The organism is Mesorhizobium sp. M0678 (assembly GCF_040320505.1).
Lineage (GTDB): Bacteria > Pseudomonadota > Alphaproteobacteria > Rhizobiales > Rhizobiaceae > Mesorhizobium.
The window spans coordinates 579,690-592,259 of sequence record NZ_JAMYPT010000001.1 but is presented as its reverse complement, the minus strand read 5'-3'; the positions used below and the strand labels follow the sequence as shown (position 1 = coordinate 592,259).

13 protein-coding genes and 1 tRNA gene are annotated in these 12,570 nt (G+C 61.2%); 8 read left to right on the top strand and 6 right to left on the bottom strand.

Annotated elements, in window-relative coordinates; genetic code table 11:
• The first annotated feature begins 7 nt into the window (after nt 1-7).
• Nucleotides 8-685: a DsbA family oxidoreductase gene (locus tag NKI29_RS02950; RefSeq protein ID WP_352568629.1), complete on the top strand. Its 678-nt coding sequence runs from the start codon at nt 8-10 to the stop codon at nt 683-685.
• Between the two features lie 6 nt (nt 686-691).
• Here the strand turns inward: NKI29_RS02950 and NKI29_RS02945 are convergent, their stop codons facing one another.
• The gene (locus tag NKI29_RS02945) at nt 692-1,126 is read right to left on the bottom strand and encodes a hypothetical protein (protein WP_352568630.1); all 435 of its coding nucleotides are present in this window, start codon (nt 1,124-1,126) and stop codon (nt 692-694) included.
• A 629-nt stretch (nt 1,127-1,755) separates the two neighbouring features.
• Here NKI29_RS02945 and NKI29_RS02940 point away from each other — a divergent pair.
• Both NKI29_RS02940 and mgtE read left to right on the top strand, forming a co-directional pair.
• On the top strand, nt 1,756-3,645 hold the full coding sequence (locus NKI29_RS02940; RefSeq protein WP_352568631.1) for an ABC transporter ATP-binding protein/permease: 1,890 nt from the start codon (nt 1,756-1,758) through the stop codon (nt 3,643-3,645).
• Between the two features lie 271 nt (nt 3,646-3,916).
• Nucleotides 3,917-5,281: a magnesium transporter gene (gene mgtE, locus NKI29_RS02935; RefSeq protein WP_352568632.1), complete on the top strand. Its 1,365-nt coding sequence runs from the start codon at nt 3,917-3,919 to the stop codon at nt 5,279-5,281.
• A gap of 57 nt (nt 5,282-5,338) precedes the next feature.
• Here the strand turns inward: mgtE and gor are convergent, their stop codons facing one another.
• The 3 genes from gor to rpiA form a co-directional block, all read right to left on the bottom strand.
• Nucleotides 5,339-6,727 carry a glutathione-disulfide reductase gene (gene gor, locus NKI29_RS02930; RefSeq protein WP_352568633.1) on the bottom strand — a complete coding sequence of 463 codons (1,389 nt, stop codon included), beginning with the start codon at nt 6,725-6,727 and terminating at the stop codon, nt 5,339-5,341.
• Between the two features lie 117 nt (nt 6,728-6,844).
• Nucleotides 6,845-7,423: a DUF2059 domain-containing protein gene (locus NKI29_RS02925; RefSeq protein ID WP_352568635.1), complete on the bottom strand. Its 579-nt coding sequence runs from the start codon at nt 7,421-7,423 to the stop codon at nt 6,845-6,847.
• Complete coding sequence (gene rpiA, locus NKI29_RS02920) at nt 7,410-8,138, bottom strand: ribose-5-phosphate isomerase RpiA (RefSeq protein WP_352795543.1); 729 nt, start codon at nt 8,136-8,138, stop codon at nt 7,410-7,412. Before rpiA ends, NKI29_RS02925 begins: the two co-directional genes overlap by 14 nt.
• Before the next feature lie 144 nt (nt 8,139-8,282).
• Here rpiA and NKI29_RS02915 point away from each other — a divergent pair, with 144 nt between their 5' ends.
• Both NKI29_RS02915 and NKI29_RS02910 read left to right on the top strand, forming a co-directional pair.
• Nucleotides 8,283-8,966 (top strand): phosphoglycolate phosphatase, encoded by a 684-nt coding sequence (locus tag NKI29_RS02915; RefSeq protein WP_352568636.1) that lies wholly within the window; start codon nt 8,283-8,285, stop codon nt 8,964-8,966.
• A gap of 100 nt (nt 8,967-9,066) precedes the next feature.
• Nucleotides 9,067-9,141: transfer RNA gene (locus tag NKI29_RS02910), tRNA-Val, on the top strand.
• A 643-nt stretch (nt 9,142-9,784) separates the two neighbouring features.
• Here the strand turns inward: NKI29_RS02910 and NKI29_RS02905 are convergent.
• On the bottom strand, nt 9,785-10,258 hold the full coding sequence (locus NKI29_RS02905) for a helix-turn-helix domain-containing protein (RefSeq protein WP_352795542.1): 474 nt from the start codon (nt 10,256-10,258) through the stop codon (nt 9,785-9,787).
• A 160-nt stretch (nt 10,259-10,418) separates the two neighbouring features.
• On the opposite strand from NKI29_RS02905, the gene NKI29_RS02900 reads away from it, so the two are divergent.
• The gene (locus tag NKI29_RS02900; protein ID WP_352795541.1) at nt 10,419-10,709 is read left to right on the top strand and encodes a helix-turn-helix domain-containing protein; all 291 of its coding nucleotides are present in this window, start codon (nt 10,419-10,421) and stop codon (nt 10,707-10,709) included.
• Between the two features lie 141 nt (nt 10,710-10,850).
• Here NKI29_RS02900 and NKI29_RS02895 read toward each other — a convergent pair whose 3' ends face one another.
• Nucleotides 10,851-11,108: a hypothetical protein gene (locus tag NKI29_RS02895; protein ID WP_352795540.1), complete on the bottom strand. Its 258-nt coding sequence runs from the start codon at nt 11,106-11,108 to the stop codon at nt 10,851-10,853.
• A 153-nt stretch (nt 11,109-11,261) separates the two neighbouring features.
• On the opposite strand from NKI29_RS02895, the gene NKI29_RS02890 reads away from it, so the two are divergent.
• A complete protein-coding gene (locus tag NKI29_RS02890; RefSeq protein ID WP_352795539.1) occupies nt 11,262-12,104 on the top strand; it encodes a ParB/RepB/Spo0J family partition protein in 843 nt (280 codons plus the stop codon).
• Nucleotides 12,104-12,562: a hypothetical protein gene (locus NKI29_RS02885; protein ID WP_352795537.1), complete on the top strand. Its 459-nt coding sequence runs from the start codon at nt 12,104-12,106 to the stop codon at nt 12,560-12,562. The genes NKI29_RS02890 and NKI29_RS02885 overlap by 1 nt, the downstream gene beginning before the upstream one ends.
• The last annotated feature ends 8 nt before the right edge of the window (nt 12,563-12,570 follow it).

Sequence of the window (12,570 nt, the reverse complement as noted above, 5' to 3'; positions counted from 1 at the left end):
GATCAAGATGAACGACGAGAACTCGATTACCGTCGATGTGGTCTCCGACGTCGTGTGCCCCTGGTGCTTTATCGGCCAGAAACGGCTCGACAAGGCGATTGCCGCCGTCGATATCGACGTTCACATACGCTGGCGGCCCTTCCAACTCGACCCAACAATCCCGCCCGAAGGCAAGAACCGCCGCGACTATATGGTGGCGAAATTCGGCAGCGAGCAACGCATCCGCGAAATCCATGCCCGGATCGAGCCGCTGGGCGAGGCTGAAGGGATTTCCTTCGCCTTCGACGCTATCAAGGTCGCGCCCAATACGCTGGATGCGCACCGTCTCATTCGCTGGGCCGGGACGGCCGGCGAGGCCATTCAGAACCGGCTGGTGCGCCGGTTGTTCCAGCTGAATTTCGAGGAAGGCGCCAATCTCGGCGATCATGCCGTGCTGATCGAAGCCGCCCGCGAAGCCGGCATGGATGCCTCCGTGGTCGAAACGCTTCTGCCGACCGACGCCGATGTCGAGGCGGTGCGCACCGAAATCGCCACCGCTTCGCGCATGGGCATATCGGGTGTGCCGTGCTTTCTGCTTGAAGGCAAATATGCGGTGATGGGAGCCCAGGACGCCGATACGCTTGCCGATGCGCTCCGCCAGGTCGCCGCGGCCAAGGCGCGCGGCGAACTGGAAGCAGCGAACTGAGTCGGACTACTTCACCGTCACCTTGGCCTTGCTGACGAAAAAGCCATGGCCATGCTTGCCGGTGCAGGTCAATCCCTTGGTGGATGACTGGCAGGAAAACGGGCCCTTACTCCAGCTGGCGCCGTACGCCAGCCTGGTGACGTCGCCGCAGCAGCCTTGCTCGCCCGGATTCTTGATCAGCGTCGCCGGACCTTTCGGGCCGAGGATGACGGTGACGTAGCTGGGCTCGACGCGCGAACAGCTCAGTTCCGGTCCGCCATCCTGCGGCTCGTAGGTGCTGGTGCCGCCCTTCGGCGTGTAGATGCAGCCAATATTGCCGGACGGCGTGTTGAACTCGATCTGTCCCTCGGCGTTTGCGGGAACGGTCTGGCTGCCGGCATATGTTTGCGGCAGCCAGAAAAATGTTGCGAGCGTCGCGACAAAAAATGTCCGTGCAAGCATGGCGAACTCCCCCTGGTTCAAACCTGGATGCGTCCGGCCAGGTTCAATCCGAAGCGCGTGTTTGTCAAACGCGGTTTGTGCGCGCTCTTAAAACGGCACGGGCCAATTGATATTGATCTTCATCCTGGACTGTGTCGGCAAAGTCATTGCTTGGCCGACTACGGGGTCCTGACAAGGCGGCTTCAACCACGAATCATACGGTCACGTTCTGGCCGCCGACGAGGCCGGACTGGCCGTGAAGGCGATTCAGGCTGTGAAAGATCGACCGCTGGACGGCGCTTCTATGTTCACAAAGCTGTGTGAAGACCTTCCCTTAGGGAAGGTCACTGCTTGCTCCGGCTCAGGCAAGTAACTATTTGAAATTGCGTTGGTATTCCGCCCCTCGAAGCATGACGGCATAGCGCCATGATCATTCATTCTGTTGCTCCACTGCAACGGCCGGCGAGCTAAGCCACCTGCGACTGGTGAAAAGCTAATGGAAAATGATCAATTGGTGTTACTGTCCGTAACAAAAGAAAAATCGTTTGGGCGGGATAGTGATTCGGGTCGATAGACCAACGCGACATTCAATATCGGAAAAATGGCTCCGCGGTGCCGCAAGGCCGTCGCCCCTGACGCCCGTATCGTCGATGCGCAGCTTCTGGGGACTGATGCGGGCCTACTGGTTCTCGGACCGGTGGGTGGAAGCCTGGACGTTGACGCTGGTGATTGCGCTGGTCATCGCCCTGTCCAGCAAGGCTGAGGTCTGGTTTACAGTGGCTGGGGCAGAGCTGGCGACTTCGATCGCTTTTTTCCACGATGCCGCGAATACCACGCCACTCAAGACAGTACTGACCAATGCCGGTTTGCTCGTGCTGCTGGTCGTGCTCAAGGACGCGGGTATTGCAGGCGTTCGCAACCTTGTTTCCAAAACACTGCATCGCAAATGGCGTGGATGGCTGGACAGCCGCTTCAACGAAGCCCTGCTCGACAGCAATCATACCCACTTCCATGCCCAGCATGGGTCTTCCGGGAACGCAGCTCCTGACAATATCGACCAGCGCGTGCAGGAATCCATCAAGGGCATGACCGGTGGGGCCATCGGGCTTGCTACGGGTGTGCTAGGTGTCTTCACCTCGCTCTATTTTGTCGGTGGCGCTTTGCTGGCAAATTCCGTGGAAGTAAAAGGACTGGAGTTCCTCGGCAGCTACGGCAGTGCCGTCCTCGCGCTCCTGGCGGTCGCTATCTACGTGCCGTTCAACACCTGGATCGCAGTCAAACTCGGCGGAATGCTGGAGTGGCTCAACATCAGGATGCAGCAGGCAGAAGGCAACTACCGCAGCGAGTTGATCACGTTGCTCCGCCGCAGTTTTCACGTCGCCGCACTGCAGGGCGAGAATGTGCAGAAGACTGTGCACAGCCAGCGTTATGCCGACATTGACCGCACCTGGGCAAGATTGAACGTCGTCAATACCGGCTACGCCTCGTTCGAGCTGATCTACAATTTCATCGGCGCCAAAATTGTCGCTTTCGGACCTGGGCTAGTGCCCTTCATCCACAACGGCCTCGACCTCAAGGGCTATTTAACCGCCTCCGGACAGGTCGATTCGCTGATCAGCAAGTGTTCGTGGTTCATCCATGTGATGCCGGATCTCGCCACGTTGCGTGCCAACAGCCAGCGCGTCGTCGAATTGGCGCAGGCGATCGAAAACGTCCAGCATCCGCAGGAATTCTATAGCCTGACCGGCCGCTCCGACTTCCGCTACGATCATCAGAACCCGGTCTTCGGCCTGACCATCCAGAAGCTCGAACTGGCGCATCAGGGTGAGGACGCAACGCCCTTCCTGAGTGCCGCGAACTTGCGCTTCCGGCGTGGCGAGTGGACTTTCCTCAAGGGCGAATCCGGTTGCGGCAAGACCTCGCTCGTCAAGGCGATCAACGGCCTGTGGCCTTACGGCCGCGGCACCATCGTCTTCCCGGAAGGGGTCAGGAGTTTCTACGCCGCCCAGGAGGTGAAGCTGCAGCAGGTTTCGTTGAAGCAACTGGTCTGCCTGCCTGGTTCCGAGCATGATTACGCCGACATGCAGGTCGCATCCGCCCTGCACAAGGCCGGCCTCGGCGACTTCATCGAGCATCTGGCTGATGAGAGCCGTGAAGGAAAGATCTGGGATCAGGTTCTCTCGGGTGGGCAGAAACAGAAGCTGGTTGTCGCCCGCATCGTGCTGCAGCAGCCGGGATTGCTGTTCCTCGATGAAGCCACCGGCGCGCTCGACCCCGATGGACGGATCGCCTTCCACCAGGCGATCAAGGACAATTGCCCTGATGCAACTGTGATCTCGATCATGCATGAGGCGACACCGCCGAGATCGCTCGCGGGCACCGAATTCTACCACAGCGTGGTTGCGATCGCCGACGGCGTCGCCACCAAGAAGCCGCTGGTTCCGAGCTTGCCGGTAGAGCTCACCACCATCCTCACGCAGCCGACGCGGCCGGCCGAGGACAAATGGCTGCGCTTTCCCCGCCGGCTGAAGCAGAGATAGCTGCGGCACCATTGCCAGCGTCCAGCCAGCCTGCCACGTAGCCCGATCACAGTCTCGCGATCCAGTCGGTTTGCCGCCGCTTTAACCCGCTCTCGCGATTGACTCGGCAAGGCGCGCTCCTATGTTGCGCCGGCTTGCAGAATCTCAACTCGAACCCGCGAGCAGAAAGGTCACCGCGCCATGCCTGGCGACAGTCACAGTCGAACGCAACCGCCGTCCGCTTGACGTGACCTGACAGGCTCACGTCCTGCCGGACGGCAAGGAGTGAGCCATGAACGAGTTTTCCCCTGTCGCGGGCGGCGATGCCATCGCCATCGCTCGCGTACTTGCCAACGAACACGTCGCCGACATCGTCGAGGCCTTGAACCAGGAGCCCCGCGAGACGGCATCGGAGCTGCTTTGCGAAGTGCCGTTCGGGCGGCTGGTCGAGATCTTCGACCAGCCTGAACTCGACGGCGCATCCGAACTGGTCGAGGCGCTGCCCCGCATCAAGGCAGGCAGACTGCTTGCCGCCATGTCGGTCGACCGCGCCGCCGACATACTGCGCGATCTGAACGAGCCGGCTCGTTCCGAACTGCTTGGTGGCCTGGCGCCACCGCTGCGCGCGACGCTGCTTGCCATTCTCGGCTATCCCGAAGGCAGCGCCGCCTCGCTCATGACGACCGAATATGTCAGCGTGCCGCCGGACTGGAGCGTGGCCCGCACGCTGGATTACATCCGCAAGGTGGAGCGGACGCGCGAAACCGTCTACGCGATCTACATCGTTGATCCGCAAACGCATGTCCTGTTGCGCTCGACCAGCCTGCGTCGACTGATCGCTGGCGGGCCGGATCAGCTGATCATGGCGGTTGCGCCGGATCGTGCGCCTGTCACCGTTTCACCGCTGACCGATAGTGAAAAGGTTGCTCAGTTGATCTCGAAATATGATCTGCTCGCCGTTCCGGTCGTGGACAACGGCAAACTGCTCGGCATCGTTACCATCGACGATATTATCGACACGATGATCGAGGAAACGACGGAGGATGTGCATCGTTTCGGCGGCATGGAGGCTCTCGACGAGCCCTATATGAAGATGGGCTTTCTGGCGATGATCCAGAAACGCGCCGGCTGGCTGTGCGCGCTGTTTGTCAGCGAGATGCTGACCGCAAACGCGATGCAAAGTTACGAGGGCGAGCTGGAAAAGGCGATCGTGCTGACGCTATTTATTCCATTGATCATGAGCTCCGGCGGAAATTCCGGCTCGCAGGCGACCTCGCTCGTCATCCGGGCGCTGGCGCTGCGCGAGATCGGCCTTGGCGACTGGTGGCGGGTGGCATTGCGCGAGCTGCCCACCGGCCTGGTGCTTGGCTCGATTCTTGGCGTGGTCGGCGTCTGCCGCATCGCGCTCTGGCAGTATCTCGGCTTCTACGACTACGGCCCGCACTGGCCGCTGATCGCGATGACGATCGGCGCCACGCTGGTTGGCATCGTCACCTTCGGCTCGCTGTCTGGATCGATGCTGCCGTTCGCCCTGAAGCGCATGGGCTTCGACCCGGCCAGCGCATCGGCCCCGTTCGTCGCCACGCTGGTCGACGTCACCGGGCTGGTGATCTATTTTTCTGTGGCGCTGGTGATCCTGCGCGGAACGCTGCTGTAAGAAAACGCACGCACTTCCATCGCGGCAATTTCGTTGCCGCGATGGGTTGATGTCGCCTCAGACGCGCTCACCATCTCTCACCCGGTAAGTCGGCTTGTACATGGTGACGAGTTCTTCCGCGGCGGTCGGATGCACCGCCATGGTGCGATCGAAATCATCCTTGGTCAGGCCGGCCTTCAGCGGTATGCCGAGAAGCTGCGCCATTTCGCCGGCATCCGGCCCGAGGATGTGGGCGCCGAGGACCTTTTTCGAGGCGCCGTCGACGACCAGCTTCATCAGCATCTTTTCGTCGCGGCCGGAAAGTGTGTGACGCATCGGCCGGAAGGTGGCGCGGTAGATTTCGACATCCGAAAAGCGCTTTGCCGCCTCATCCTCCGACAGGCCGACCGTACCGATCTCGGGCTGCGAAAAGACTGCGGTAGCGATCGTGTCATGGTCGGGCGCCGTCGGCTTGTCCTTGAAGGCGGTCTCGACGAAGCACATCGCCTCGTGGATTGCCACCGGCGTCAATTGCACGCGATGGGTGACGTCACCGATTGCCCAGATGTTGTCGATGTTGGTGCGGGAGTATTCGTCGACGTGGATTGCCCCGGTTTTGGTCATCTCGATGCCGACGCCTTCCAGGCCCATGTTCTCGGTGTTGGGAATGCGGCCGATGGCGAGCATGACCTGGTCGACCGTCAGCACCGTGCCGCCGGTGACAAGCGCGTCGAGCCGGTCGTCAGGCCGCTTCCTGACCCACTCGGACACGGCGTGGCAGAGGATTTTTATCCCCTTCTTTTCCATCGTCTCGTGCAGCATGCGTCTGAGGTCCATGTCGAAACGGCTGAGGATCTCCTTGCCGCGGTAGACCAGCGTCGTGTCGACGCCGAGGCCGTGAAAGATGTTGGCGAATTCGACGGCGATATAGCCGCCGCCCTCGATCATGATTGCCTTCGGCAGTTCCTTGAGGTCGAAGGCCTCGTTGGAAAAGATGCAGTGCTCATGGCCGGGCAATGCCGGATGCGGCGCCGGCCGCCCGCCGGTAGCGATCAGGATCTGGTCGGCGGTAACGGTGCGATCCTCACCAAGAAGATGCACCACATGCCGATCGACCAGGGTGGCGCGCGAATGAAAGACCTCGCCGCCGGCGCCCTGCACGTTCTTCTTGTAGATGGCCTCCAGCCGGCTGATTTCGCGGTCCTTGTTGGCGACCAGCGTCTGCCAGTCGAAACGCGCCTCAGGTACCGTCCAGCCATAACCGGCGGCGTCGGCGAAATGCTCGGGGAATTGCGAGGCGTAGACATAGAGCTTCTTCGGCACGCAGCCACGGATCACGCATGTGCCGCCATAGCGGTATTCCTCGGCAATGCCGACCCGCTTGCCGAGTGCGGCCGCGACGCGCGCCGCCCTCACCCCGCCGGAGCCGCCGCCGATGACGAAAAGATCGTAGTCGTAACCGGCCATGGCTGAACTCCTTGCCCCTCAAACCCCGAGACAGGTAGGCTGCCGACTATCAAAAGAAAAGCCCGGACTTGCCGGGCTTTTGGTCCAGTGGCGGTCAGGCGGCTCGGAAGTCCGCAATCAATTCGGTGTAGCGTCCGCGGGAGCTGCGCCATCGGCCGGAGCGGTACCGTCGGCAGGTGCAGCCGGCGCCTTGGCATTCGCCGCTGCACCCAGGGTCTCGCCGACCTGCTGGGCGAGATCGCGAGCCAGGCCGTTCTGCCAGATCTCGGCAGCCTTCACCAGTTCGCGCGTCACGATCGGGCCGTTGTCGAGCAGCTTCTTGCCGGAATCGGAATTGTAGAAGGCGGCGATTTCATTGAGTTCCTTTTCCGAGAACACCTTTGCATAGGCGAGCGCCGCTTCCTTTTCCAGGTCGGCGCGGCGCGATGCCAAGGCCATCGCCTTCTCGTTGATCGTCTTGGCGATCAGTTCCTGCATGTCCGGGTTCTTCTGGATCAGCTGCTGCTCCAGTGCCGCGGCCGCTTGCGGCAGGATGCTGTCGAACGTATCCGTCGCATGGATCGCCGCGACGGCGGCGCGCGCCGCCTTCAGATGCGCATCGGTGACGTCCTGCGAAGACGCAGGCGACGAAAACGCGAAAACGGCCGAGGCCGCCAGAATGGCAAAAAAGCGGCCAACCCGGTTATGCAACATCATGATCGGTAAAACTCCCTGATTTTCGGGCGGCATGGACGGTTTGGATGCCGTCGCCGGCTATGATGGCCGTTGATGCCAGCCCGATGAAAAGACCATGCTCGACCACGCCCGGAATGGCGTGGAGAGCATTCGAAAGCGCTCTTGTATCCGGAATGCGGCCAAAAGATGCATCGAGGATAAAATGGCCGCCGTCTGTAACAAATGGCTGGCTCCCCGTCATCCTCAATGTAACAGGGCCGGAAAGGCCAAGGTTTGCAGCCGCCGCGCCGACCGCAATTTCGGTGGCGCGCAGGCCAAACCGGTTGACTTCGATGGGCAGCGGAAAACGGCCGATCATCTCGACCATCTTGGAGCTGTCGGCGATGACGATCATGCGGGCGGAGGCCGCCGCGACGATCTTTTCGCGCAGCAGCGCGCCGCCGCCGCCTTTGACCAACGTCAGCGCCGGATCGATCTCGTCGGCGCCGTCGATGGTGAGGTCTAGCTCGGGGGTTTCCTCGAGGGTAGACAGCGGCACACCAAGCTCGGTGCAAAGGACGGCGGTGCGCTCCGAGGTCGGCACGCCGATGACAGTCAGGCCGGTGGCGACCTTGTCGGCGAGCAGCCGCACGAACTCGTCCGCCGTCGTGCCGGTGCCGATGCCGAGCCGCATGCCATCCGTGACATGGGCAAGCGCTGCCCGCGCGGCCTCAACCTTCAATTGCCTCGCATCCATACCGGGTCCCGAGATTTGTTTCGGCGCTCGTAGCATTTTTGCCGGGCTGGTCAAAGGACCTTGCCCGCGGTGGATAAGCCGGCTTGCCTGAACGGGCCGCAGCGGTTATCGCCTGCCGGCAATCAAATCGTCACAGGACAGGCCATGACCCGACCGATCATCGTGTTCGACCTCGACGGGACGCTGATCGACACGGCGCCGGACCTGCTCGACAGTCTCAACCACAGCCTTGCCGCCAGCCAGCTCGCGGCCGTCGACGAAGCCGGCTTCAGGCGCTTCGTTGGCCATGGCGGCCGGGTGATGATCGAGCGCGCCCACGCAGCGCAGCACAGGTCGCTGGCAGTGGAGGAGCACGATCGCCTGCTCAAGCTGTTTCTGGACCATTACACCGTTAACATCCCCGGCAAATCGCGCCCCTATCCCGGCGTCCCCGGGGCGATCGCGCGGTTCGAGGCGGCCGGCTACCTGCTGGCCATCTGCACCAATAAATACGAGGCCAATTCGGTGGCGCTGATCGAGGCGCTCGGCATGACCAGGCATTTCGCGGCGATCTGCGGCCAGGACAGTTTTCCGTTCCGCAAGCCCGACCCGCGCCATCTCACGCAGACCATCGCGCGCGCCGGCGGCGACCCGCATCGTGCGCTGATGGTCGGTGATTCGCAGACCGACATCGACACGGCAAAGGCCGCCGGCATTCCGGTGGTGGCAGTCGATTTCGGCTACACCGACCGCCATGTGCGAGAGTTCGAACCGTCGGCGGTGATCTCGCATTTCGATTCGCTGACGCTTGATCTGGTCCAAGGGCTGATGGCCGCGGCAGAAGGCTGAAGCCGGACCTCAGGCGGCCGCAGATGCCGACCGACAAGTGGTTGACTTCGCAGGCCGGCCTCCCTTATATCGCGGCGCGCTTGGCCTTCGGGCAACGAGCGGGCGATTAGCTCAGCGGGAGAGCACACCCTTCACACGGGTGGGGTCGCAGGTTCAATCCCTGCATCGCCCACCATCTGCTTTCCTGAATCAATTCCAAGTCAGAGCGGCTAGTGGTCAAAATCTGACGCTTGGTGCCGAAGCAGTAGGCCCGCTCTGGGTAAACCTGCCTTTCTGTAACGCGCAAGATCAGATGGCATCAGCCGCCTAATCCTGGGAAAAGGTGATAATCGCCGGGAACAGCCGCGAGAAGCCCGGAAAACAAGGCCTTGGGCGGTAACAGGCGGGGCCAGAAAGCCCGGTGGCCAGAAAGCGGCCGCGCAACTTCACTTGGCACCAACTGGCCAAAACCAGCATGCCCGCGCAACTTCGCGTGGCATCAAACCAACCCGCAAAGCGGCAGAAAACCGGCATTCTTCAACGAAAATCGCGGCGGTCATGGTCCGAAACGAGTTCGGACCACCACATCCAACAATATCAAAGCGTTACGGGATCGTGGTCCGAACTGAGGAAAGCAGCATCCGAGTTGCCGCCTTTAATGGGCAGTGCTTGCCGATAGATCGGTAGGCGGCAGACCTCAACAATGCAGGCATTAATCTCCATAAAGAAATAACCATGCGAGACTCAAACCGGCCCTGGATCAACCGACAGGTGACGTTAGGTCAATAACGCCACGCCCATCGGGCAATATGAGACCAAAATCCACATTTTTACGATCATCAAGCCGAACGTTTACCAGTCCCTGGTTCAGCGACGGCTTCGGACAGACGCTTCTTGAGCTGATACCGCAGTTGCGGAAGGATCGCCTCGACCTCCTCCGGGTCGGACATATCGGTGATGCGGGAAGCCAACTCATTGTAGAGCACTGCCGCTTCAAGCGTCGCGCGTTCGCCAGGCAACTTCAGACCGGCATCGCGGTAGACCGCAGAGACCAGGCGCGCCAGCTTCTCCATTAGATTCGAATCGACCGGCGCCGGCGTCGGCCTTTGACCCGCTAACTCGTCCAGCGACAGCCCAACGGCTTCAGCGATCCTCGCCGCTATCGCAAAAGACGGCATCGATCGTTTTGCGATGTATTTTTCGAGCGTTTTCTTAGGCACGCCTGACTTCGCCGAAACGACGGGAGCCCCGCCGGCTGCAAGGATCGCGTCCCGGATTCTCTGAAGCAACTCATCGTCGAGTTCGACTTCCATCTTAATAAAAAGTCTCCTGATCGACCCCGATAAGGGGTTGATGCGACCCCCAATTGGGGTTATGCCTTATTCGCGGCCCGATTTGCCGGGCCATCTTTGTACTGCGTCGATCAACAAAAGGCGGCCTGCTCCAACAGTCCGCCTCAAGTCAGGAAATCCAATGGCCAGAAAGAAGTGGAACCGGCACCTGATCCTCGCCGAGCTGCGCAGCAGGGGCATGACCCTGGCGAAGCTGGCGGAGATTTCCGGCATCAGCCCTCATTCAGTCCGGCACGTCTGGAACCGCCCCAACCAGAAGGCTGAGGCCGCCATCGCCGAGTTTCTCGACATACCCGCCGAGGAGCTCTTCGAAGACCGCTATCCCAAACGGACCGCCACCATCCTCTCTAGCAAATGGGACGCCACGGTTGCGAGTCCGAATTCCGCGCGCGCCGTGAGGAACGCGGCATGAGCAGCGGACAGTTGAATTCAAACCGGCTAGACGTCCTCGAACACGTCGACAGCCTGTCGCCTGAAGAGCGTCGCGAGTTCCACTCCAACGCCCGGGCAGCGGTAGCGGCTCGAAAAGAGGCGACTCGGACCTATCAGAGCATCAGTCGTGGATCGAGCGCGGGATCATCGTCGAAATGATCTCCTTCTCCTCGCGCTCCATCCAGCTCGTCACCACGTTTCGCTCGGCTTTTTTCCCGGCAGCCTCAAGCATGTCCTCGACCCGTCGCCGAAGCTCTGCGCCGGAGAAGCTGGGCACGATTTCTTCCAAGTATGTGACCAGTTGGCCAAAGACCAATTGCTGCGTGTTGTCGGCATGCTCGGCCATCCATGCCGGCATGTGCTCGGTACGACCATCCATCGGTGCCTCTCAGGTTCGTTGTGAGGTTTCGGTAGGTTCCGGGCTGCGTTGCCTCGCGGCCCGGAACCGCATTGCCCATCGACCTAATCCCGAAAAGTGCCGCGTCACCAGAGCAAATCGCAGCGCTGTTTTTGACATTGGAGGGCTGATTTGATGGCCGATCTGTCAAAGCCCGTCGTCATTTCTGCCATTGACATTGCACTGGTGGACGTCACTGCCGGCCGCCGGAAGCTCGACCCGGCATGGGTCGAGACGCTGGCTGACCTGTTCCGGACGCAAGGCCAGAAAACGCCGATCGAGGTCATCGCGACCGGAGATCGCTTTCGATTGGTGTTCGGGCATCACCGGCTAGCTGCCGCCAAGCTGATCGAAGCCGGCACCATCGCCGCCATCGTCAAGAGCCCCGAGGACTTCGCCTCGGAGTCAGACATCATGCTGGCCGAGATCACCGAGAACCTTGCTCGACGCGAGTTGAGTGTGCTCGACCGTGCCGTCGATATCGCTAGATGGCGCGAGGTCTACGAGGCGACCCATCTGCTCAACAAAGGCGGGCGCCGTCGCAAAGACGCCGACCCTGAAGAACTGAGTACAAAGTTTGGACTCAGTTTCTCGGAAGCAGCGCAAAAGGCCTTCCGTCTGTCGCGTGCCAGCATCTTCTACACGGTAAAGATCGCGTCGATCGGTGCCGCTGTCCGCGACCAGATCGCCCTCCATGCCATCGCCGACAATCAGTCTGAACTATTGGCGTTGGCTGCCGAACAGCCGGCCCGTCAAGCCGATATCGCCGCGCTGCTGACCAGCGAGCCCCCACAAGCTGGCTCCGTGGCCGACGCCATCGCCATCCTTGACCGTTCGCCCAAGCCGCGCCCTGAGCCGAAGTGGCAGAAGCTCGCCCAGGACTTCTCGAAGATGAAAGCCGGCGAACAAGATCGGTTCTTCGACCTGCACGAAGCTGCCATCCAGCGCTGGCTGAACAGCAAAGCGCAGCCCGCCTGATGAGCCGTCGCCGCGACCAGCTCACCGTGGACCTGTTCCGGGATTATCACCCGGAACCGGTTGTCGAGCGGTTTGATGCAACTGCGGTGCAGGCCTGGTCCCCAGAAGCCCGGCTCTCCAAGGCCGTGGCGCTGACAATGGATGAAGCCGGCATGACACGCGACGAAATCGCTGCGGCGATGTCGGCGCTGCTCAAGGCGACTGTCTCGAAGGCCACACTGGATGGTTACGCCAGCCAGGCGCGTGAGCAGCATTCGATTTCTGCGGTGCGGCTGGCCGCGCTGATCGAGGTGACCGGCGATGCCCGTGCCCTCAACGTCCTTCTCGAACACTCGGGGCTGATCGTCGTCCCGCAAAAATACGAAGCGCTGATGCGTCGCGAAAAAGCTCGCGAGATCAAGGACCGCGCAGAGCGTGAAGAACAGGCGGCTGACGCAGAGTGGAAGGCAAAACGATGAAAGGCTTT

What these genes read in the sequence shown, in the direction of transcription:
- NKI29_RS02950 (WP_352568629.1), top strand. Translation starts at nt 8, where the DNA reads ATGAACGACGAGAACTCGATTACCGTCGATGTGGTCTCCGACGTCGTG.
- NKI29_RS02945 (WP_352568630.1), bottom strand. Translation starts at nt 1,126, where the DNA reads ATGCTTGCACGGACATTTTTTGTCGCGACGCTCGCAACATTTTTCTGG.
- NKI29_RS02940 (WP_352568631.1), top strand. Translation starts at nt 1,756, where the DNA reads ATGCGCAGCTTCTGGGGACTGATGCGGGCCTACTGGTTCTCGGACCGG.
- mgtE (WP_352568632.1), top strand. Translation starts at nt 3,917, where the DNA reads ATGAACGAGTTTTCCCCTGTCGCGGGCGGCGATGCCATCGCCATCGCT.
- gor (WP_352568633.1), bottom strand. Translation starts at nt 6,727, where the DNA reads ATGGCCGGTTACGACTACGATCTTTTCGTCATCGGCGGCGGCTCCGGC.
- NKI29_RS02925 (WP_352568635.1), bottom strand. Translation starts at nt 7,423, where the DNA reads ATGATGTTGCATAACCGGGTTGGCCGCTTTTTTGCCATTCTGGCGGCC.
- rpiA (WP_352795543.1), bottom strand. Translation starts at nt 8,138, where the DNA reads ATGGATGCGAGGCAATTGAAGGTTGAGGCCGCGCGGGCAGCGCTTGCC.
- NKI29_RS02915 (WP_352568636.1), top strand. Translation starts at nt 8,283, where the DNA reads ATGACCCGACCGATCATCGTGTTCGACCTCGACGGGACGCTGATCGAC.
- NKI29_RS02905 (WP_352795542.1), bottom strand. Translation starts at nt 10,258, where the DNA reads ATGGAAGTCGAACTCGACGATGAGTTGCTTCAGAGAATCCGGGACGCG.
- NKI29_RS02900 (WP_352795541.1), top strand. Translation starts at nt 10,419, where the DNA reads ATGGCCAGAAAGAAGTGGAACCGGCACCTGATCCTCGCCGAGCTGCGC.
- NKI29_RS02895 (WP_352795540.1), bottom strand. Translation starts at nt 11,108, where the DNA reads ATGGATGGTCGTACCGAGCACATGCCGGCATGGATGGCCGAGCATGCC.
- NKI29_RS02890 (WP_352795539.1), top strand. Translation starts at nt 11,262, where the DNA reads ATGGCCGATCTGTCAAAGCCCGTCGTCATTTCTGCCATTGACATTGCA.
- NKI29_RS02885 (WP_352795537.1), top strand. Translation starts at nt 12,104, where the DNA reads ATGAGCCGTCGCCGCGACCAGCTCACCGTGGACCTGTTCCGGGATTAT.